General features: G+C 50.4%; 22 protein-coding genes. 13 read left to right on the forward strand and 9 right to left on the reverse strand.

The features are described from left to right. Nucleotides 1–12: 12 nt before the first annotated feature. Both CW734_RS04245 and CW734_RS04250 read right to left on the reverse strand, forming a co-directional pair. The gene (locus CW734_RS04245) at nt 13–861 is read right to left on the reverse strand and encodes an SDR family oxidoreductase (RefSeq protein WP_198551100.1); all 849 of its coding nucleotides are present in this window, start codon (nt 859–861) and stop codon (nt 13–15) included. A gap of 149 nt (nt 862–1,010) precedes the next feature. Then, complete coding sequence (locus tag CW734_RS04250) at nt 1,011–1,589, reverse strand: biotin transporter BioY (RefSeq protein WP_101189562.1); 579 nt, start codon at nt 1,587–1,589, stop codon at nt 1,011–1,013. Between the two features lie 219 nt (nt 1,590–1,808). Here CW734_RS04250 and CW734_RS04255 point away from each other — a divergent pair, with 219 nt between their 5' ends. From CW734_RS04255 to CW734_RS04265, 3 genes are read left to right on the forward strand one after another with little or no spacing between them, the layout of a single operon-like run. Next, a complete protein-coding gene (locus CW734_RS04255) occupies nt 1,809–2,384 on the forward strand; it encodes a bifunctional transcriptional activator/DNA repair enzyme AdaA (protein WP_232787150.1) in 576 nt (191 codons plus the stop codon). Continuing rightward, nucleotides 2,377–3,279, forward strand: a complete 903-nt coding sequence (locus CW734_RS04260; RefSeq protein ID WP_101189563.1) for a DNA-3-methyladenine glycosylase family protein — start codon at nt 2,377–2,379, stop codon at nt 3,277–3,279. The genes CW734_RS04255 and CW734_RS04260 overlap by 8 nt, the downstream gene beginning before the upstream one ends. Continuing rightward, complete coding sequence (locus CW734_RS04265) at nt 3,276–3,773, forward strand: methylated-DNA--[protein]-cysteine S-methyltransferase (protein ID WP_101189564.1); 498 nt, start codon at nt 3,276–3,278, stop codon at nt 3,771–3,773. The genes CW734_RS04260 and CW734_RS04265 overlap by 4 nt, the downstream gene beginning before the upstream one ends. A gap of 51 nt (nt 3,774–3,824) precedes the next feature. Here CW734_RS04265 and CW734_RS04270 read toward each other — a convergent pair whose 3' ends face one another. Both CW734_RS04270 and CW734_RS04275 read right to left on the reverse strand, forming a co-directional pair. Continuing rightward, nucleotides 3,825–4,385 (reverse strand): maltose acetyltransferase domain-containing protein, encoded by a 561-nt coding sequence (locus CW734_RS04270; protein WP_101189565.1) that lies wholly within the window; start codon nt 4,383–4,385, stop codon nt 3,825–3,827. Nucleotides 4,386–4,409: 24 nt separating this feature from the next. Then, nucleotides 4,410–4,664, reverse strand: a complete 255-nt coding sequence (locus CW734_RS04275; RefSeq protein ID WP_101189566.1) for a hypothetical protein — start codon at nt 4,662–4,664, stop codon at nt 4,410–4,412. Nucleotides 4,665–4,803: 139 nt separating this feature from the next. Here CW734_RS04275 and CW734_RS04280 point away from each other — a divergent pair, with 139 nt between their 5' ends. The 8 genes from CW734_RS04280 (at nt 4,804) to CW734_RS04320 (ending at nt 12,988) form a co-directional block, all read left to right on the forward strand. Next, complete coding sequence (locus tag CW734_RS04280) at nt 4,804–5,469, forward strand: alpha/beta family hydrolase (RefSeq protein ID WP_101189567.1); 666 nt, start codon at nt 4,804–4,806, stop codon at nt 5,467–5,469. 86 nt (nt 5,470–5,555) lie between these two features. Then, nucleotides 5,556–6,002: a DUF4385 domain-containing protein gene (locus CW734_RS04285; RefSeq protein WP_101189568.1), complete on the forward strand. Its 447-nt coding sequence runs from the start codon at nt 5,556–5,558 to the stop codon at nt 6,000–6,002. A gap of 70 nt (nt 6,003–6,072) precedes the next feature. Further along, nucleotides 6,073–6,471: a hypothetical protein gene (locus tag CW734_RS04290; protein ID WP_101189569.1), complete on the forward strand. Its 399-nt coding sequence runs from the start codon at nt 6,073–6,075 to the stop codon at nt 6,469–6,471. A 986-nt stretch (nt 6,472–7,457) separates the two neighbouring features. Then, nucleotides 7,458–8,444, forward strand: coding sequence for a LacI family DNA-binding transcriptional regulator (locus CW734_RS04300; protein WP_101189571.1), 987 nt, complete (start codon nt 7,458–7,460; stop codon nt 8,442–8,444). Nucleotides 8,445–8,573: 129 nt separating this feature from the next. Then, nucleotides 8,574–9,854 carry a histidinol dehydrogenase gene (gene hisD / locus CW734_RS04305; RefSeq protein ID WP_101189572.1) on the forward strand — a complete coding sequence of 427 codons (1,281 nt, stop codon included), beginning with the start codon at nt 8,574–8,576 and terminating at the stop codon, nt 9,852–9,854. Between the two features lie 31 nt (nt 9,855–9,885). Next, nucleotides 9,886–11,202, forward strand: coding sequence for a GntP family permease (locus CW734_RS04310; RefSeq protein ID WP_101189573.1), 1,317 nt, complete (start codon nt 9,886–9,888; stop codon nt 11,200–11,202). Nucleotides 11,203–11,283: 81 nt separating this feature from the next. Further along, nucleotides 11,284–12,222, forward strand: a complete 939-nt coding sequence (locus tag CW734_RS04315) for a 3-hydroxyacyl-CoA dehydrogenase family protein (protein ID WP_101189574.1) — start codon at nt 11,284–11,286, stop codon at nt 12,220–12,222. Between the two features lies 1 nt (nt 12,223). After that, nucleotides 12,224–12,988: an SDR family NAD(P)-dependent oxidoreductase gene (locus CW734_RS04320; protein ID WP_101189575.1), complete on the forward strand. Its 765-nt coding sequence runs from the start codon at nt 12,224–12,226 to the stop codon at nt 12,986–12,988. 629 nt (nt 12,989–13,617) lie between these two features. On the opposite strand, the gene CW734_RS04330 is transcribed toward CW734_RS04320, so the two are convergent. Further along, entirely contained in the window at nt 13,618–14,886 is a 1,269-nt protein-coding gene (locus tag CW734_RS04330) for a dicarboxylate/amino acid:cation symporter (RefSeq protein WP_232787151.1), read from the reverse strand. A 170-nt stretch (nt 14,887–15,056) separates the two neighbouring features. Between CW734_RS04330 and CW734_RS04335 the strand changes: the two genes are divergently transcribed. Further along, nucleotides 15,057–15,941: a TIGR01777 family oxidoreductase gene (locus CW734_RS04335; RefSeq protein WP_101189577.1), complete on the forward strand. Its 885-nt coding sequence runs from the start codon at nt 15,057–15,059 to the stop codon at nt 15,939–15,941. A 105-nt stretch (nt 15,942–16,046) separates the two neighbouring features. After that, nucleotides 16,047–16,787 carry a nucleotidyltransferase domain-containing protein gene (locus CW734_RS04340; protein WP_101189578.1) on the forward strand — a complete coding sequence of 247 codons (741 nt, stop codon included), beginning with the start codon at nt 16,047–16,049 and terminating at the stop codon, nt 16,785–16,787. Nucleotides 16,788–16,820: 33 nt separating this feature from the next. Here the strand turns inward: CW734_RS04340 and CW734_RS04345 are convergent, their stop codons facing one another. The 4 genes from CW734_RS04345 to CW734_RS04360 all read right to left on the reverse strand — a co-directional run bounded on the left by CW734_RS04345 (nt 16,821) and on the right by CW734_RS04360 (nt 19,589). Continuing rightward, entirely contained in the window at nt 16,821–17,375 is a 555-nt protein-coding gene (locus CW734_RS04345) for a DUF6609 family protein (protein ID WP_101805318.1), read from the reverse strand. Nucleotides 17,376–17,519: 144 nt separating this feature from the next. Further along, a complete protein-coding gene (locus CW734_RS04350; RefSeq protein ID WP_101189580.1) occupies nt 17,520–18,077 on the reverse strand; it encodes a hypothetical protein in 558 nt (185 codons plus the stop codon). A gap of 99 nt (nt 18,078–18,176) precedes the next feature. After that, a complete protein-coding gene (locus CW734_RS04355; RefSeq protein WP_101192133.1) occupies nt 18,177–18,566 on the reverse strand; it encodes a hypothetical protein in 390 nt (129 codons plus the stop codon). A 168-nt stretch (nt 18,567–18,734) separates the two neighbouring features. Beyond that, nucleotides 18,735–19,589, reverse strand: a complete 855-nt coding sequence (locus CW734_RS04360) for a CPBP family intramembrane glutamic endopeptidase (protein WP_101189581.1) — start codon at nt 19,587–19,589, stop codon at nt 18,735–18,737. Nucleotides 19,590–19,932: the final 343 nt, after the last annotated feature.

A 19,932-nucleotide genomic window follows, 5' to 3' on the forward strand; every position in this document is an offset into this window, starting at 1 on the left:
CACATTCACATATTATTCAGCTGGAGTGCCTGGTTCAATCTCGTACGATTTCTGGACGGTTTCGTCGCGCTCGCCCAGTCCTTCAGTAGTCGTTTTGCTCCACATGGCTTCCATGCGTTCTTTCACTTGTGGAATCATTTTTCCGGAATGACGTTGCGGTATTGATTCGTCTCGCCAAGAATCACTTTTACCGACGGTTCGGTGACTTCTTTCGGATCGAATTGCTCGTAAGGAAAGCGGCTTTCTCGTAGTCGAAGACTGTGTTTTCCAAATCAGACTGCCAGTTTTCCACGTTTCGAACTCGCGGTCATTAAAGCCTGTCAAATATGGCCCTGGGTTGATCGTCGCTACTTCCACATTGAACTCCTGCAGCTCTTTGCTCAAGGAATCTGCGAAAGCTTCAGTCGCATGTTTCGTGCCGCAATAAGGCCCCATCAACGGGTCTGCCATCAAGCCGGATACAGAAGAGACGAAGACGATGCGGCCGGATTTTCTTTCCACCATTTGACGCGCAAAGCCTTTCGTCAATAATACCGGGCCGAATACATTGACCTCGAATTGGTGGCGCAGGTTTTCTTCCGGGATGTCGACGAGCGATCCGCCTTCAGATACTGCCGCATTGTTTACCAAGACATCAATGTCCCAGCCCCATGCTTTTTCGCGGTCTTTCGGGTTCGTGACGTCCAATTTTTCGATTTGCATCGATACGCCGCGCTCTTTCGCTTCCTGTTCCAAAGCAGAAACCTGTGAAATGATTTCAACACCCGCGATGACGGATTTGCCTTTTTCCGCCAAGCTGAACGCAATATTTTTGCCGAATCCGGTGCCAGCACCTGTGATTAGTATTTTTTCGTTTGCCATTCTAAATTCCTCCTCGGGTTGTTTGTTGCTGTCGTTTTTACTTATACTTCCAATGCATACCCAGGATGTACCCCAACTTAAACGGAAATTGGCTAATTCAAAAAGAGATGGACCGTTACCGGTTCATCTCTTTGAAAGTTGTAATTTAATTATAGTGAAGAATGATTCCGTGCTTCCAAACCGTGCAATAGCTTCGCCGATGCCAATCGGCTTCGCACCGATATGCCGATCCATGCAGCGAGCACGGCCTTGATGACGCCGACGAGAATGAACGGCGCGAACCCGCCCATAAAGGCGCCGGTCCAGGAAAGTTCCGCAAAGACCTTCAGCCAAACTGTTCCAAAGCCGAGTGCGACAAACATGCCGAGGATGTTGGCGATGATAGCGTTCATAAGCGTAAAGCCCATCTTCTCGAGATAATAGCCGATGACGAAAGCGGTCGGGATGAACCCGAATAAATAGCCGCCCGTCGGCCCGAACAAACTGCCCAAGCCTCCTGACATTTGGGCGAATACCGGGATTCCGGCAGCGCCGATTGCGAGATACACCAAGATGGACAATGTGCCATAGCGTGCGCCCAAAATCGTGGCGGCAAGCCCAATTGCCAAAGTCTGCCCGGTAATCGGCACGAGCGGCAAAGGAATGGTGACTTGAGCGAGTATGCCGATAATGGCGGCGAACAAAGCTGTCACGATCATCATCCGCAATTTTTTGTTTGAGTGTGCCATGTGAAAACGTCCCTTCGTTATTGAGTTAACTAATTTATAAAATAAGTTAACTCAATAATATCCGAACGTGTCAGAAGGTGTCAATATGCTTTTCGGCAATTAACAGCAGATCGAATCTCCCGGCTTCAGACCATAAGTGCAAAAACGAGGACGAATGCTGGAAACTGTAATGATAAAATGAGAAGAGATAAGATAGAGAAAAGAGGGGAGGCGGCGGCTATGGAAATGGAAGCGAAGTTCACGTTCGATGAGATGTGGGAGAAGATCCTGGATTGCGACCGGAAATACGACGGCTTGTTTTTCACGTGCGTGAAAACGACGAAAATCTATTGCCGCCCGTCCTGCCGATCGCGCAAGCTGAAAAAGCGCAACGTGGAATTCTGTTTTTCCATTGAAGAAGCGGAGACTCGCGGATTTCGGGCATGCAAAAGATGCCAGCCTGAAATCGAACAATCGCCTTATGTGGAATTTACACAGCAAGTCATCGCTTTTTTAATGGACCACTACCAGCAAAAAATCGGCTTGGAAGAAGTGGCCGCCCATGTCGGCATGAGCCCGTCATATGTAGACCGGTTGTTCAAGCAGGAAATGGACGAAACGCCGCGTTGTTATTTGGAAAAAATCCGCATCGATAAAGCGGCATATTTACTTGCGAACACCGACAAAACGAATTTGGAGATTTGCCTCGAGACTGGCTTTCAAAGCACGTCTCATTTCTATAAAGTGTTCCGGGATTTGAAACAGCAATCGCCGGGCCAATACCGGAAAGAGAAAGGAGCGGGACGGAATGGATAGCGAAACGGAAACACAGCGGCTAAAAATTCCCACGCCAGCAGATTTTAATTTCACGGAATGCCTGGCCATTCTCGGGCGTTCTGATCAAGAGTTGCTTAACACAATTCAGGATGAGCGCCTCACGAAGCTGTTGGCGATTGAAGATGAAATGGTCATATTCGATTTGAGTCATTCCGGCAGTGCCTTGCATATCGAATTTCCGCATCATTCACCGTCTGAACAAGGGAGACAAGCAGTCGTCCGGTATGTGAAGGAGTGGTTCGACTTGGGAACTGACCTGCAGCCGTTTTATGCGATGGCGGCAAGCGACCCGGTCCTCCGGGAAGTCGTGGAGAGGCACGCGGGACTCCGGATAATGGGCATGCCCGATTTATTTGAAGCGTTCGTTTGGGCCATCACCGGCCAGCAGATCAATTTAACTTTCGCCTATACGTTAAAACGGCGCTTGATCGAACACTTCGGCACTTCGCATACAGTGGACGGAGTCGAATATTGGGCCTTTCCATCCGCTGAAAGAATCGCATCGCTGGAAGTGGAACAATTAAGAACGCTGCAATTTTCGGGGAGAAAAGCGGAATACATCATCCACATCGCCGAGCAAATCACTGACGGGCGTCTCGCAAAAGACGAACTGCTCGAAAAAACAGAGCAGCAAGTAGAAAAACAATTGGTGGCGATCAGAGGGGTGGGGCCGTGGTCCGCGCACTACGTCATGATGAAATGCCTGCGCTTCACTTCTGCATTTCCGATATCGGATGTCGGATTGCACAATGCCTTGAAGCATCAATTGGGGCTGGAGCAAAAGCCGAGCATTGCCGAGATTGAGAATTTGGCGGAAAACTGGGCAGGCTGGCAAGCGTACGCGACATTTTACTTATGGAGGGTATTATTATGAATGAACTGCATCAAGTGGATTATCCATCGCCGATTGGCGTCGTCGAAATCACCGGTACCGAACAAGCCATCGTGTCGCTTTATTTCAGCGAACGCGAGCAGCCGTTGCATGCGGTGCAACCGGACACACCGCAAGTGCTGAAAGACGCTTTACAGGAACTGGACGAATATTTCAAAGGGCAACGAACGGAATTCACCGTTCCCTGCATTTCTTCCGGAACCGAATTCCAGCAAAAAGTATGGGCGGCGCTGCCGGACATCCCTTACGGAGAAACGGCTTCCTACCGCGATATCGCGACAGCTGTCGGCAACGAGAAATCCGTCCGGGCAGTGGGAAATGCCAATAGCAAAAACAAGATCAGCATCATCATCCCGTGCCACCGCATCATCGGGTCGAACGGCAAATTGACGGGATACGCCGGCAGCCTGACGCGCAAAGAATGGCTATTAAAGCATGAGCAATCGGTACGGAACGGCCAAACAATGGAGTCATGAAAAAGGGAAGCAAATCGATTGGATTTGCTTCCCTTTCTTATGGTCTTCAGATTAGCTTTCGATGATCTTGATGACGACTGCCGGATTGCCGCCGACGACGGTGTTCGCCGGCACGTCTTTGACGACGACCGCGCCGGATGCGATGACGGCATTGTCGCCGATCGTGACGCCCGGATTGATGACAGCGCGCCCGCCGATCCACACATTATTGCCGATGCGTACCGCTTTGCCGAATTCGACACCGCTCAGCCGCTGTTCGATATCGAGCGGATGGGTCGCCGTATAAATGTGGACGCCAGGCCCGACCAGGCAATTATCGCCGATGCGGATGTCGCAAACATCGAGGAAGACACAGTCGAAATTGGCAAAGAAGTTATGCCCGACATGGATATTATAGCCGTAATCACAGCGGAAGTTCGGCTCGATATACAAATGGTCGCCGCTCGAGCCGAGCAATTGGCTCATGAAACGCTTGCGCTCCTGGCTGTCGGTTTCCATCGATTTATTAAATAAGCGCAATAGCCGTTTCGCATTGACGCGCTCGCGCACGAGTACCGGATCGTCCGCCCGGTAAAGCGCACCAGCGAGCATTTTGTCTTTTTCTGTATGCATCAAAATCCCTCTTTCCCGCTCAAATTAAAATCCGAATAACCGCTTCGCGATAAAGGCGAATGCCGCGACTGCGGTAATGAACGCCGCGACGAAAAATGCCACGGCATAGGACACCAGATTGCCCGGCAGCACCGCTTCGCCAATTTCAAAGATATAAAAATGGATCGCGACCGGTTCTGTGGCATGGCGCATCAGCCACACTTGGACGCCTTTGACGGCAAATAGGATGCTGATGGCCAATAGGACCGAAAACGCAGTCCATCGAATGCCTTTCCACATGAGACCCGCCTCCAACTTTCATGATATGGATATTATAACAGAGTAGAAAAAAGAGCCATCATGAAGTTTTCGAATTCTTTGAAAAATTTACATGCAATTAACATGAAAAACTTTATAATATAGGAAAGGAGTGGAAACAATGAAAACGATCAACCGAACCATCACAACGGATAAAGGCCAAGCAATCAACTACAGCCTCGTCCTGAACCAAGACCAAACGAGAAAACTCGCGATTTTCCTGCCGGGCATCGGCTATACAGCGAAAAGCCCGCTATTTCATTACACGGAGCGGCTGCTGGCGGAACAGGAATACGACATCCTGCGCATTAATTACGACTACACGAATCCTTTATACGACGAGTACACGATGGCGGAAATCGACGAAGCGGTGAAACACGACGTCAAGCAAGTGATTGACCAAGTATTGAAAGGCAGCCTCTATGAAAAATTCTTCCTCGTCGCCAAATCGCTCGGAACGATCGCGCTTGCCAACGAACTCGAGCGCAAGAAATTCAAAGGCGCGAAAACCGTCTGGCTGACGCCGCTCATCAAGCACGAGGACGTCTTCCAGGCGATGCAGCAACACCCGAATCCGGCGCTGAGTTTTATCGGCGACAAAGACCATTATTACGACCGCGGCCGGATGGAAGAACTCCAAGCCAATAAGGAGTTGGATTCGCACGTCCTAAAAGACGTCAACCACGGCATGGATTTCATCGGCGACCCATTGAAATCGATTGATGTCTTAAAAGACGTCATCACCGATATCCACGCTTTCTCGAAAAAGACCATTGAACATGCGTAATGAACTGCCGCCCACTGAGGCGGTTTTTTCATGCCGTTTTTCAAGCAGCGCGACAGGGTATAGTTTCTGCAAAAGGAGGGTGCAGCATGGCATTCGATTACGATTTGGACTATAAGAATTTGGACTTGCGGAAAAACCCCGAACTGTACCGCGTCGGCAAAGGCGAGCAAGGCGTGTTGATGGTGGAACCGTATAAAAGTGAAATCCTGCCCCATTGGCGATTCAAGACGCCGGACATCGCCCAGGAATCGTGCGACAAAATTTCCGAGCTGTTCGAAGAATACCGCAAACAGGATGATTTTGTCGGCATGGACATGGCCCGCAAATTCATCCAAATGGGCTACACCCGCGCCAGGCGTTACACGAATTACAAAGGCGGCCGCAAATACAACGAAGACGGCTCGATCAAGGACCGCGAGATTGACGAAGAAAAAGCCGAGTCCGCTGCGATCTTCAAAAAACGCTGGGACGAGATCCGCGAAGACGAAGATTATTTGCGCCGCAAAAAAGAACACCAGAAAAAATATGGCTGATAGGGTTCTGGTGTGAAACAGAGGCGCTCATCAAACGTCGAATAAACGAGACGAAAGGAGGGGCATGCGAATGAATCTGTTTTGGAAAGCGATGGCCTTGATCGCCGCTCTGCTGTTGCTCGGGGCATGCAGCGAACAGACGTTCAGCAATGGCGAAGAGACCGGGTCCTATGCCGGCATTTTAATCGTTGAAGGCGAAGAGTACTTGTGGGAAGGCGAACTGGACGGCGGTGAATACACCGAGTCGACAAGGCTTGGTGCCGTCACCCAGTCGACAGCACCAGAAGTCATGCCGAGCGCTGATTTATCTTCCAACTTCCTCGCTGAAGACGCTGAAATTTACAGAAGCAACGAAGACCCTGACGTGCTCCTCACTAAACGGCAAGACGGCAGCTGGGATGTATTCAGAAAAGTGTGGAGCAAGAATAGCGAAGCTGCATCCAAGCAGGTGCGGTTTTTGTGGAATTGAGATGCTTGGATGCTTCGTCAACTTGGTCGTCGCTGCCTTGCTTGGGGTTGAGCTTTCGCAGTAAGCCAAGAAGGGCACTTGTCTTACTGCTTCGCTTCACCCTTGGCGCTAGGCAGCTTAATGATTTCATTGCGATGAAAATTGCCGCATCTGTTTGTGCATTTATACTTTTCGTCGGGTGGAGGGGGAATCGCTTCCTGCTTTTTCGGTGGTGTGTAGATGAGAATAATGGAGAAGCCGCTTTTTGAGACAATCTTTGAGTAGATAGTGAGAGTTTAACAGTGGAATTGTTCCGGTATTCAATTAAAGTGTCATCGGAATAGCCGCCGCCGTGCTTTGGGTTGGCCTTTGGCAATAAGCCAGGAAGAACGCCTGTCTTACTGCGTCGGCTCACCCTTGGCGCCGGGCGGCTGAGAGATTTCACTGAGAGAAGTGTGATTTGCTGGATCTGCTTCTGTAACAAGTTGCCGTCTAGTGGGGGAATCGCTTCCCGAGACATAGGGTCTGGTAAACTGACGCTTAAGTCGAGATTCTAATTGGCGAATCAGAACTAATTAGTCTCTCTACACCAAAAATGACTTACGCGACAAAACATGACGCAATTTCACATTTTTTAACTAGTGGACAGAAGAAATTCCCTTTCCTTCTAAAACTAGAGACGGAGTGGAAGGTGGTGACGCCTGAGGGATCAGCGGGTTTGAGAGACCCCGCATGAGCGCGTACTTTGCGCGAAGAGGAGGCTCGATTCCTGCCCATCCACGGGCAGCTGAAAGCGCGACGTCCTGTCGCATCAGCTGCATGACTCGCATCCTGCGAGCCTCAAGCATCCACCTGCAACGCAGTCGAAAAGCGGAAGCTTTTTCAATTACTTGTTTTGCTATCATTTTCCATCCCCCAAATATTCATTTCCCAGCAAACAGATGCAAAATCGCGAGGGATAGTGTAATCTGAAAGCCAAGCAGATCAACGGAAAAGGATGAATTTGTATGAAATCGACTGTCAATGCCAAGGATGTCGCAAAGCTCGCAGGGGTCTCGCAGTCTTCTGTGTCCAGAGTGTTTTTCGACGGAGCGAAAGTTACAGAAAAAACGCGCCAAAAAGTGTTGGCTGCAGCCGAAGAACTTGGCTACCGGCCGAATGAATACGCCAGAAGCCTGATCACCAACAGTTCGAAAATCATCGGGCTTGTCATGAAAGGCGTCCAAAATCCCTTTTATCCACAAGTCCTTAAGCAATTTACGACTTCATTCAAAAAGCAGGGATACAGCGTCTTATTCGTCCATACAAATAATGACGAAATTCAAAGCGAAGACATCGAGACTTTGCTCAATTACAATGTGGCAGGTGTCATCATCACCGATGCGTCGATGTCGATGAACGTCGCAGAAGCATTTCAAGCAAACCATATCCCGCTGGTCTTTTTCAATCGTAAACTGACGAGCAGCCATTTCCATTCGGTGTGCTGCAATAATTTGAACGCCAGCCGGCAAATCGCAGAGTACCTGGCAGAAAACGGAACGGGGCCGATGGTGTATATTTCCGGGAACGAAGACACCTCGACGAGCCGAGAGCGCGAACAGGGATTTGCGGAAGTGCTGGGGAAGAAAGGCATCGAATACAAAAAATACAATTCGGATTTTACGTATAATGGAGGTTACGAAACTGCGCAGAAAATCCTGTCGGAAGGAAAAGTCCCGTCTGCCGTTTTTGCGGCGAACGATATTATGGCACTCGGCGTCGTGGATGCTTTCCGCAAGCAGGGCGTCAAGATTCCGGAACAGGTGAAAGTGATCGGGTTTGACAATATTGAAATGGCTTCTTGGCCGGCGTACGAACTGACGACGTGGGAGCAGCCGATCGAAAAGATGGTCGATGAAACGGTAAATTATTTGCTGGGGGAAATCGGCGAATACACAGGCCAGGCGCGGGCTGTCGAAGTAGAAGGAAGCTTTGTGGAAAGGAAAACCACTTAATCAGTGGTTGACTTTCTGAAATAATTAAAATATTCTTGTTCTTAACAACATATTTGCATACGTATTCAAGAAAGCGCTTTATTCTATTTTGAATACGTATGCAAGAAAAAGAAGATGGAGGTTTTCATAATGGTCAAAGTATTGAAAGCAGGTAAATCAGCAGAAGAAGTGAGCGCAAACGATTCGAAAGTTTCACAGATCGTTGCAGAGGCTTTAAAAGATGTGGAAACGCGCGGGGATGCGGCGGTTCGTGAACTGTCCGAGAAATTTGATAAATGGGCGCCTGAATCGTTCCGTTTGTCTGATGCGGAAATCAATGAAATCGTTTCCAAAGTTCCGGGCAGCGTCATCGAAGACATTAAATTCGCACAGAAGAACATCAAAGCGTTCGCGGAAGCACAGTTGGATTCCTTGAATGATATCGAAGTGGAACAGATTCCCGGCGTTATTTTGGGGCATAAAAATATCCCGGTCAACAGCGTCGGCTGCTACATCCCCGGAGGCCGCTACCCGATGGTCGCTTCCGCCCATATGAGCGTCTTGACCGCAAAAGTCGCTGGCGTCAAACGCGTCATCGCGTGCACCCCGCCGATCAATGGGGAAATTCCATATGCAACGATTGCGGCAATGTCCCTTGCTGGAGCGGATGAAATTTACCTGCTTGGTGGCATTCAGGCAATGGGTGCGATGGCGATCGGCACTGAAACGATTGAGGCGGTCGATATGATCGTCGGGCCGGGCAATGCCTTCGTCGCAGAAGCGAAGCGCCAACTTTACGGCCGCGTCGGCATCGACTTGTTCGCAGGGCCGACGGAAACTTTAGTCGTTGCCGATCACACGGCAGATGCGGAAATGGTCGCAACGGACATTCTCGGACAAGGCGAACACGGGCCGACTTCACCAGGCGCATTGATCACGACTTCCGAAGAACTAGCGAATGAAACCGTCAAAGAAATCGAACGTCAATTGGAGACCTTGCCGACAGCGGACGTCGCTCGCGTGTCATGGGAAGATTACGGACAGATTTTGCTCGTTGATTCGATTGAAGAAGCGCGCATCGAAGCAGACCGTCTGGCATTTGAGCACGTCGAGATCCTGACGGAAGATCCGGACTACTTCCTAGAGCACATGACCAATTACGGCTGCTTGTTCCTCGGACCGGAAACGAATGTGGCATACGGCGACAAAGTCATCGGCACGAACCATACCTTGCCGACAAAAGGCGCCGCTCGCTATACCGGCGGATTGTGGGTCGGGAAGTTCATCAAGACCGTCACCTACCAGAAAGTGACGACACCGGAAGCGAGCGCCTATATTGGGGAATATGCCGCGCGCTTATGCCAACTTGAGAATTTCGCAGGGCATGCCGAGCAGGCACTCCTCCGCGTCAGAAGATACGGCAAAAATTAATTTCATTTAGGTGGTAGGGGAGGAAATGTAAATGCTCGGTTTAATAGGCATGTTTGGTGGATTAATTTTACTCATTGTCCTGACGATGCGCGGCATGAACTTGCTGATTGCAGCGCCACTGACGGCATTGTTCGTGGCAGTATTGAACGGATTGCCTTTATTCCCGCAGCTCGCGGGAGAAGGGGCGGCCAATTATTTGACGAATTACATGGATGGCTTCACCGGCTTTATCGCGTCCTGGTATTTGATGTTCCTGACAGGGGCGATTTTCGGGAAAGTGATGGAAGACACGGGCGCTGCCGATAGCGTATCGCGTTGGATTGTTGGCAAGATGGGGATGAAACGCGCTGCACTTGCGGTTGTTCTCGCCTGTGCTGTCCTTACATACGGCGGCGTCAGTTTGTTCGTCGTCGCATTCTCGGTATATCCGATGGCACTCAGTCTCTTTAAACAAGCGAATTTGCCACGACGCTTTATTCCAGCGGCACTCGCTTTTGGCTCGACGACATTCACGATGACGTCTGCCGGATCTCCGGAAATCCAAAACTGGATCCCGATTGAATTCCTCGGCACTTCTCCATACGCCGGCTGGGAAGTCAGTGCAATCGTCGCGGTCTTCATGATGGTCTTCGGTTATTGGTGGCTGACGAAAATGATCAATAAAGCGAAATCAAAAGGTGAAGAGTTCGAGTCGCGCCCGACCGACCCGAACAACGAATCACGCAAGGAGTTGCCGAATCCGCTCCTTAGCATGCTTCCGCTCCTGATTGTCCTTGGCTTCTCGTATATTTTCCATGATTCGCTCGGCACGTCTGCGTTGATCATCGCCTTGACGGGCGGGATCATCTCGACTTGCCTGATCAACATCAAATTCATCCGCAACTTGAGCAAAGCGCTCGGCGACGGCGCGATGGGGGCAGTCATTGCGATCGCCAACACCGCAGCAGTCGTCGGTTTCGGGGGAGTCGTCAAAGCGACGCCATCTTTTGAAGCAGCTGTTGATGTCATGACCGGCATCCCGGGCAGCCCATTGATCGGCGGGGCGCTAGCCGTTGCGGTCATCGCGGGTCTCACCGGATCGTCTTCCGGCGGCCAGGCGATTGCGCTTCCTTTGCTCGCGCCTCATTATCTCGATATGGGCGTGGACCCGGAAGCTTTGCACCGGACCGTTTCGATTTCATCCGGTTCGCTGGATTCCTTGCCTCAAGGCGGCTATGTCGTCACGACGATCCGCTCGATCGCAGGGGAGACCCACCGCGACGCTTACCCGGCATTCGGCGCATTGTCCGTTGTCGTACCGCTGCTCGGTGCAGTACTCGCTGTGATTTTGTTCTCGATCGGTCTATAAGATTTACGTGCCCAACAGCTGTCCCAACCGGAAGCTGTTGGGTTTCCTTGTATCATCCATTCTAAAAAGAGGTGCATTCATATGGAGAAATTGACAATACTCGGTGCCGGAACGATGGGGCATTCGATCGCTCTGTCCGCCGCCTGGTCCGGTCAGACGCCGACTGTCTACGGCATCAACGAACAAGACGTGGCGAATGCGGACAAAGGCTTGGCGCAGAAACTGGCCGTCATGGCAGACAATGGCTTGTTTGATGAAAATGAAGCGCAGGAAATCCGCGAGAGAATCCGTTTTACGACATCTCTCAAAGAAGCTGTACAGAATGCAACATTCATTCTGGAAGTCGTCCCTGAAAATCTGCAATTGAAACGGGACTTGTACAAGCAATTAGAAAGCTTAGTCGACCAATCAGTCATCATCGCAAGCAATACGTCCGGCTTCAAGCCTTCACTGCTGGCTGAAGAGATGGCGCATCCCGAACGCTTTATCGTCGCCCATTTCTGGAATCCAGGACATTTGATCCCACTTGTCGAAGTCGTCAACGGGGAACGGACCCAAGCGGAGACGACAGAACGCACGATGGCTTTATTGAAGTCGATGAATAAAAAGCCGATCTTGTTGAACAAGGAACTGCCGGGATTCATCGGCAACCGCCTGCAATACGCGCTGTTTCGTGAAGCGCAAGCGTTGCTCGATGCGGGTGCTGCCAGCAAGGAAGATATTGATGCAGCGGTTACATACAGCATCGGGCGGCGGCTTCCGGTGACGGGTCCGTTGATGACAGCGGACATGGGCGGTCTCGACGTATTCTCGGCCATTTCGAATTATTTATTCGAAGAATTATCGGACGATCAGCGCTCCGGAAAGATTTTGTCGGAGTTGGTCGAGCAGCAAAAGCTTGGCGATAAAACAGGTGAAGGCTTCTACAGTTGGAAGCCTGCTGTGTCCGAAGAGATCAACCGCAAACGCGAACGGACCTTGATCCAGTTTTTGAAAAACGATTTGGAACAGGAGGGCTAAAATGAAGAGCTATTTCTCGGAACTGAAAGGGCAGACGGTCGTCGTCACTGGCGGCAGCAAAGGCCTCGGCAAAGACATTGCACTGACATTCGCGGAACTCGGCGCAAACGTCGCGATTTCCGGAAGAAACCAAGAAGCGCTTGATGCCACGCTCGAAGAACTGCGCGCCCATAACCCAAACTGCATCGCGGTTGCCGGAGATTTGAGCGATATTAGTGAAGTGAGAAAATTGATCGACACCGCTGCAACTGAGTTCGGCACAATCGATGTGCTCGTCAATAACGCCGGTGTCAATATTGCGAAGCCTGCGATGGAAGTAACGGAAGAAGATTGGGATACGGTGCTCGACTTGAACTTGAAATCCGCCTTTTTCGCGAGCCAGGCGGCAGCGAAATACATGCTTGCACAAAACAGCGGCCGCATCATCAACATTGCGTCGCAAATGGCCTTCGTCGGTTATATCAAGCGCGCCGCGTATTGCTCAAGCAAAGGCGGCATGGTGCAGATGACCAAAGCGCTTGCGGTTGAATGGGCACAGCACGGAATCCGCGTAAATGCTGTTGCCCCAACATTCGTCGAAACGGAATTTACCGAGAAGCAATTTGAGGACGCAGCGTTTAAAGAAGATGTCAATCGCCGAATCCTGCTCGACGGCCTGTCGCAACCGAAAGACACATCCGGCGCGGTGTTGTATTTGGCATCGACCCTGTCGAATTTCGTAACCGGCGAGACGATCAAAGTTGACGGTGGCTGGACAGCGATTTAAGAAGAGTAGTTTCATGCTTCTTGGGTGATGTGTAGATGAAGATAGCGAGGGTTTGGTTGTGAAAGTGTTTTTTGGATTCTATTAGAGCTTCAGCAAATAGTCGCTGCCTTGCTTTGGGTGGGCCTTTGGCAGCAAGCCAGGAAGAACGCCTGTCTTACTGCGTCGGCTCACCCTTGACGCTAGACAGCTGAGAGATTTCATTGCGGGTAAGTTTGTTTAAATTGTTTTGCTTCTGAAATCAGTTGCCGGCTAGCGGGGGAATCGCTTCCCTAAACTAGCATCAAGTACATTGGAGCTTGAGTCGAAAAACTTGGAAATGGATCGGAACTTTTTGGCTTCTATATCATGGCCAAGATGACTGAAGTTACAATCCCTGATGCCTTTCCACATTTTCCAGTGAGTAGAAAGAATAAATTTACTTGCACTCTAAAACTAAAGACGGAGTGGAAGGGGCCGACTCCGGGAGGATCAGCGAGACAATTGAGACCCTGCAAGAGCGCAGCGATGAAGCGGCTCAATGTGAGCCCTCCGGAAAGCGTGCCTCTGAAACGCAGTCGAAAAGCGGAAGCTTTTCCTATTATTCTTTCCATAGAAAAAGCCTCCCGACATCGCCGGGAGGCTTTTGTTAATTATGCTTCTTGTGGGTTCAAAACTTCTTCTGTTTCCAAGCCGTGCTTTTTCTCGGATTCAGCGACCATCAATGCGCAAGCCGCGTCACCGGAGATATTGATTGCTGTGCGGGACATATCGAGCAAGCGGTCGATTCCGAGTACGAGGCCGATGCCTTCTACCGGAAGCCCGACGCTGGATAAGACCATCGCGAGCATGATCAAGCCGACGCCTGGAACTCCGGCGGTCCCGATACTTGCAAGCACTGCCGTCAAGACGACCGTCAATAATTGGCCGAGCGTCAAGTCGACCATGAAGGCTTGCGCGATGAACATCGTCGCGGCACCTTGCATGATCGCCGTGCCGTCCATATTGATTGTCGCGCCAAGCGGCTGGACAAATGAACTGATCGACTTCGGAATCTTCAAGTCACGCTGCGCCACTTCCATCGAAACCGGAAGTGTGCCCGTGCTGCTGGAAGTACTGAAAGCGACTGTCATAGCCGGCATAAAGGTTTTGAAAAACCAGATTGGGCTTTTCTTTGCCAGGAAATAAACAGTGCCGCCGTAGGTAAAGGCTGCGTGGATCAACAAGGCGCCGATGACGACGAGCATGTAAGATCCCATGGCCTGGATGGCGGCGAGACCTTGCGAACCGATCGCTGTGGCGATCAGACCGAATGTGCCGTACGGAGCAAAACGCATGACGATTCCGACGAGGTACATCATCACGTCATTGCCTTGCTCGACGAGACTCAAAATGCCTTTTGTCTTGTCGCCAAGTGCGGTAAGGGCAAGTCCGACAAAGACGGCGAAGACGATGATCTGCAGCATATTGCCTTCGGTCATGGCTTCAAGCGGATTTTTCGGAATGATGTTGAGGAGTGTGTCAGCGATCGATGGAGCATCTTCCGGGCTGTAAGTCGCCGCGTCGATATCGAAATCACCTGCTGCACCCGGCTGGACGATTGTTGCCAAGCCAAGACCAATCACTATCGCGATGGTCGTCGTTACCAGGAAATACGAAATCGTCTTGATGCCGATGCGCCCGAGCTTCGCTGGATCGCCAAGCCCTGCGGTACCGAGGACGATTGATAAGAACACAAGCGGTACGACGAGCATGCTGATGAGGGCAAGGAAAATCTGCCCGACCGGCACGAAGACGTAAGGATTGAGTATTGCGAAAACTTCCGGCGCAAAAAGATTTAGAAGCAGTCCTGTGATCGCACCTAAGATCAAAGCACTGATGACTTTAAATGTTAAGCCTCTCTTTTTCTTCAATTCATCCACCAACTTTCTTCATTTAAGGAAACACATAAAAACTAGTGTAACCGAAGCGGAACAAAAGCAACAGTTTCAACAGACCTTATAGCTTGGGAAGCGATTTCCTAAAAAACTGCAACTATTCCCATAGGTCTGTCGTCAAACATGATAGAATTACGGCGAAAAGAGGTAAAAATATGGTCAAGAAAGCAGTCATCGCAGGCGGTACAGGGTTTATCGGAACGTATTTAAAAGAAAAATACGAGCGGCTCGGCTATCGCGTTTACATCATTTCACGGCATTCGGAGCATATTCAATGGGACGATAAAGACAGCATGAAAGATGCGCTGGACGGGGCGAAATTGGTGATCAACCTTGCGGGGAAATCAGTCAATTGCCGCTACACGGAAACGAATAAACGCGAGATTTTTAATTCACGCACCGAGACGACTGAATCGCTTGGACGAATGATTGAAGCGTGCAGCACCGCCCCTGAATTATGGGTCAATGCCAGCACCGCAACGATTTACCGCCATGCCGAAGACCGCCCGATGACTGAAGACGGCGGGGAAATCGGGCGCGGATTTTCCGTAGAAGTCGCAAAAGCCTGGGAAGACAGCTTCTTTTCATTCCAACTGCCCGACACGCGCCAAGTCGCCTTGCGCATCGCGATTGTCCTAGGAGACGGTGGCGTCATGGAGCCGTATCGCAAGCTCGTGAAATATGGGCTCGGCGGTAAACAAGGAACTGGCCGTCAGATGTTCAGCTGGATCCATATTGAAGATCTGTACCGGACCGTGCGTTTCATGCAGCACCGCGATGAACTCTCGGGCGTCTTCAACGCTTCCGCCCCGAATCCCGTGGCGAATAAAGAATGGATGAAGGCACTGAGACAATCGATGAACCGCCGGACCGGGCTGCCGGCATCGAAATGGATGCTCGAAACAGGGGCGGCAGCGCTTCGGACCGAGACGGAATTGATCCTAAAAAGCCGTTGGGTCGTGCCGGAACGGCTCGTGCGGGAAGGCTTCCGTTTCCGCTATCCGGCGCTCGGAAATGCGCTGGGTGAATTGAATAATTAACAGACTTGCAGGCATTCAATAGAATGTCTGTATTTTTATGCGCAATAGTGCACTATGTAGGGTATGCTAAGGAAAGATCAATAAAAGAGAGTGTGGGAGAAAGTAATGAGACAGCGTTGGGAACCGATTCACACAGCGAAAGTATTTGTCGAAACGAATTTCCGCCATTGCCGCGGGGCGCTGCTGGCTGGGAGCGTAGTACGCGGGCAAGAGACAGCGACGTCGGATCTGGACATTGTCGTATTCGATGAAACTTTGATGAGTTCATATCGTGAATCGATGATTTTTTATGGCTGGCCGGTCGAAGTGTTTGTCTATAACTTAAGTTCGTACAAGGACTTTTTTGAAAAAGACCGAAAAGCCGCGAAGCCAAGCATGCCGCGCATGGTCAGCGAAGGCATCATTCTGAAAGATTCCGGCATCATGGAAAGCATACAGCAAGAAGCAAAAGCCTTGCTTGAAGCAGGCCCGGAAGCGTGGAGCACGGATACGATCCGCACAAAACGCTATTTCATTACCGATGTGCTGGACGATTTGCGGGGCAGCGACGACCGGAAAGAACGGCTGTTTTGTGTCAACACGCTTTCGGATTTGGTGAGCGAATTCATTTTGCGCACGGAACAAAAATGGATCGGCTCATCCAAGTGGGTCATTCGGTCACTTGAAGCGCATGACCATGAACTTGCGGTCCGCTTTGTCGAGGCGTTCGAGCATTTTTACCGGACTGACGAAACGGAACATATTATCGAATTTGTTGAAAGTGTCCTCGAGCCTTACGGCGGCCGCTTATTTGACGGATTTTCAATCGGGAAAGCAGAAGCCGAGAGGACAAAAGAAAAACACTAAGCATAAATTTCAGCTTCCCGAGAATCTTGAATATTAGGCGGAAATCTGTTTAGTGGCTTTAAATGAAGGATGCTTTTGCAAAAGCAGCTTTATTCCGATGGCCATTTTCAAGCCGCCATCGATTATCGCGAACACAAGAAAAGGGACATCCACAAGCAGCAAGCCAAGAACGCCATTGCCGATTGTTAAAATGGCGAGCACTACCATCCAACTGCCTTGAGAGAAATAAAAGAGGACGAAATGGATTCCGACGGCGATAAACAGGCTCAGCCAAAATACCCTCAGGTCCGAAAAGCCGACGATAAGTCCGCATGCTGTGCATAAGGCGATATTTAGAAAAATCGCGATGTTTTCAAAGCGATCTTGGAACTTGGAGTTTTTGCCGTATGCCAGTTTGCGGTTCACAAATGGCAATGCCAAGATCAACACGAAGCCGATCGCGTAACCGGCCCCAAGCAACACAGGCTGGACGAGCAATGGCCCGCCGGCAAGTGCCGCAGCGATAATAATCATTCCGATATAGAGAAGCCAAACTCCACTTGTGCGTTGAGTGGGGTATTTAATTGGGTCATCTGATTTAATTGTCAAAAGCTGTTCCTCCCGCTGCAAAATAGTAGCTGATGCTCAATGGAAATACGAATCAAGTCTGTAAAAGTTTCCTTGAAATTATGCAACACACAAAAATAGCCTTCGCCGTGCATGAGAGAGCTGCACGGTGGAGGCTATTTTAAATTAATACATTTCCAACCGCTGCAATTCCTGCCCGTCTGCATCGAGCAATTGGAGCGAGATCGGGCGTTCTTCTGGCGCATTTTCGATAAACCAGACGGCTTTTCCGGCAAGGCCGGTTTCTTCTATTAATTCGGCCGGGAAGCGCTCGCCCAGCAATAATTGATCGGCCGGCACTTCGCCGATCTGCACGTGGTGTCCGTCAGCCGAGTCAAACAGTCCGTAGACCAAGCCGTCGCTGCTCATATAGCTGTCGATGCGATCCGGGTCGTCGAGTGAGGGGATGGTGGCTTCGCTTCGCGTCTCGAGTCGCCAGCCAAACCACGATTCCGTTGCAGTCGCCGCCCCGAAATTATCGTCGCCGCGGATGAAGAAAAATAAGGCGCGGCCGTTCAATTCGTAGATCGGCGTCAATACAAGGTCATCATCGCCATCGCGCACGGCCTGTTCCGCCGTATCGACTGTATCCGAACTCCACACGAGCGCGATGATCAACGCTGCGGCGAGCACGAGGCCGAGCAGCACAAGCATGCGTTTTTGAATCAAATTATTCAGGGTCATTCACCATTTCCCCTTCCGTATCACGATGCTTCCATTATACGGTATTTCGCCGGATAGGGTGAAATGAAAAAGCGCCCGGATGCGCCCGGGCGTTTTTCGTCAGTCTTTTTCGGTCAAGAACGTAATAATCGCAAACAATAAGAACGCGAGCAACAAAATTGTGCCGCCTGCGATGAAGAAGATCAAAACGAACGTATCGTTCATATTGAACGGATTCAAATTATAGAACCACATGCCGGCGGTCAAGCCGATGGCACCGATCATCGCGAGAAATCCGTGAATGGTGACGAGCTTTTTGTACTTGACCGTATACAAGCGGTAGAAGACGCCCCAGGCAAAAACTGAGAGCCAACCGACGAGCAAGATATGGGCGTGGATCGGGCGCAGCGCGTAATCCATCTGTCCCGCCATATGTGAGCCGAGATACGTCCCGATAAATCCGAAGATGGCCGAAAACTGGATCAAGCGCAAGCTCCATTTTTTCTCCAAAGAATTGTTGCGTGGTGTAGCTGTGTTGTTCATGAAAATCCTCCTATAGCTTTAGGGCGCCGCGGCAAAATGGGCCGCTGGAACATCCCTGAGTTCGTATGACTGTATCATACCGCACGAATATAAACGCTATATGAACGGGGCGTGACAGATCATCGACAATTTTCTTTACGGCGTTTCGCTTTCGGTCAAGGGTTCAGCGATTTCGTGTGTATCGGTTTTATCCTTCAAGCCCTTTGCGAGGCGGTAGATGATCCATGCGGTAAGCAGTGTGCTGATGATCAAGACGATGATATTGGCGAACGCTTTCGCTTCGATATCCGCAGCTGTGTTCACGATAAACCAGTCGATCGCGAAAAACTTGTCGATCGGCACATAGATCGATAAAGCCGCCAACGCATTATTGAGCATGTGGAAGAAAATCGGCAGCAATAAATTGCCGGTGCGCAAATACAGGAGCGAAGCAATGATGCCGAACAAGAACGAACCGACAAAATCAAGATGCAGCACGCCGAACATCAAACTCGAAATCAAAATGCCACCCCACATCGAAGTTTTCGCCGCAATCCGGGTCAAGAATACGCCGCGGAAGACAAATTCCTCAACGATCGGCGCCAAGATCACGAGCGTCAGCAGCATGAAATACTCATACCCGACCCCGCCCGGCATCTCAACCGGCGTCAGCAATAATTCCGCAAGCCACGGAAATGCTGGATAAAGAATCGCGAGCTGCAGCCAGAACATGGTGAGTGAGAACGCGATCGACACAATGACCATGCCCGTAATGCCGGGAAGCCATGGTTTAACGCCTTTCGTGGTTAAAACTTCTCGGAATGACCAATCGGGGTTTTTGCTCCAATAATAATGAAAGAAAAAGTACGGGACAACAATATAAAAGGCAATCTGCACCGCGATTTCGGTCGTAACGGGATCCGCGCCGATCAACATGAAAATGATCAACGTCGCGATGACGCCGAGGATGGTAAAGAGAATTAAATAGCGCGATTTCATTTCAGCGAACATAAATGGCCTCCTTTTCTTCCTTAATTATACGGAAGATGGGGCGGTTTGTTTCATAATGAACGAGATTCTTCGGTTTAAATGTTAGTATTCCGCAAAATTACTACGAAAAGCTTTGCTCAACTCTCGTTGCACTCGAGCATCGCAAACGAACAGACTCAGCAATGCTTCGTCTATTCGCCTCCTGCGGGCGAGCGCCAAGCCTCCTCAGTCGCTTCGCGCCTTGCGGGGTCTCGGCTATCTCGTCGCTTAAAAGAGCGCTGCTCCCTTGGGAGTCTTCGTAATTTTGCTCCATACTTTGAACTGTCTTTGTAAGAGTGTATAAGGAACATTTACACCAGCTGTC

It is taken from the genome of Planococcus sp. MB-3u-03, from assembly GCF_002833405.1.
Taxonomy (GTDB): Bacteria; Bacillota; Bacilli; order Bacillales_A; family Planococcaceae; genus Planococcus.

What these genes read in the sequence shown, in the direction of transcription:
- CW734_RS04245 (WP_198551100.1), bottom strand. Translation starts at nt 861, where the DNA reads ATGGCAAACGAAAAAATACTAATCACAGGTGCTGGCACCGGATTCGGC.
- CW734_RS04250 (WP_101189562.1), bottom strand. Translation starts at nt 1,589, where the DNA reads ATGGCACACTCAAACAAAAAATTGCGGATGATGATCGTGACAGCTTTG.
- CW734_RS04255 (WP_232787150.1), top strand. Translation starts at nt 1,809, where the DNA reads ATGGAAATGGAAGCGAAGTTCACGTTCGATGAGATGTGGGAGAAGATC.
- CW734_RS04260 (WP_101189563.1), top strand. Translation starts at nt 2,377, where the DNA reads ATGGATAGCGAAACGGAAACACAGCGGCTAAAAATTCCCACGCCAGCA.
- CW734_RS04265 (WP_101189564.1), top strand. Translation starts at nt 3,276, where the DNA reads ATGAATGAACTGCATCAAGTGGATTATCCATCGCCGATTGGCGTCGTC.
- CW734_RS04270 (WP_101189565.1), bottom strand. Translation starts at nt 4,385, where the DNA reads ATGCATACAGAAAAAGACAAAATGCTCGCTGGTGCGCTTTACCGGGCG.
- CW734_RS04275 (WP_101189566.1), bottom strand. Translation starts at nt 4,664, where the DNA reads ATGTGGAAAGGCATTCGATGGACTGCGTTTTCGGTCCTATTGGCCATC.
- CW734_RS04280 (WP_101189567.1), top strand. Translation starts at nt 4,804, where the DNA reads ATGAAAACGATCAACCGAACCATCACAACGGATAAAGGCCAAGCAATC.
- CW734_RS04285 (WP_101189568.1), top strand. Translation starts at nt 5,556, where the DNA reads ATGGCATTCGATTACGATTTGGACTATAAGAATTTGGACTTGCGGAAA.
- CW734_RS04290 (WP_101189569.1), top strand. Translation starts at nt 6,073, where the DNA reads ATGAATCTGTTTTGGAAAGCGATGGCCTTGATCGCCGCTCTGCTGTTG.
- CW734_RS04300 (WP_101189571.1), top strand. Translation starts at nt 7,458, where the DNA reads ATGAAATCGACTGTCAATGCCAAGGATGTCGCAAAGCTCGCAGGGGTC.
- hisD (WP_101189572.1), top strand. Translation starts at nt 8,574, where the DNA reads ATGGTCAAAGTATTGAAAGCAGGTAAATCAGCAGAAGAAGTGAGCGCA.
- CW734_RS04310 (WP_101189573.1), top strand. Translation starts at nt 9,886, where the DNA reads ATGCTCGGTTTAATAGGCATGTTTGGTGGATTAATTTTACTCATTGTC.
- CW734_RS04315 (WP_101189574.1), top strand. Translation starts at nt 11,284, where the DNA reads ATGGAGAAATTGACAATACTCGGTGCCGGAACGATGGGGCATTCGATC.
- CW734_RS04320 (WP_101189575.1), top strand. Translation starts at nt 12,224, where the DNA reads ATGAAGAGCTATTTCTCGGAACTGAAAGGGCAGACGGTCGTCGTCACT.
- CW734_RS04335 (WP_101189577.1), top strand. Translation starts at nt 15,057, where the DNA reads ATGGTCAAGAAAGCAGTCATCGCAGGCGGTACAGGGTTTATCGGAACG.
- CW734_RS04340 (WP_101189578.1), top strand. Translation starts at nt 16,047, where the DNA reads ATGAGACAGCGTTGGGAACCGATTCACACAGCGAAAGTATTTGTCGAA.
- CW734_RS04350 (WP_101189580.1), bottom strand. Translation starts at nt 18,077, where the DNA reads ATGACCCTGAATAATTTGATTCAAAAACGCATGCTTGTGCTGCTCGGC.
- CW734_RS04360 (WP_101189581.1), bottom strand. Translation starts at nt 19,589, where the DNA reads ATGTTCGCTGAAATGAAATCGCGCTATTTAATTCTCTTTACCATCCTC.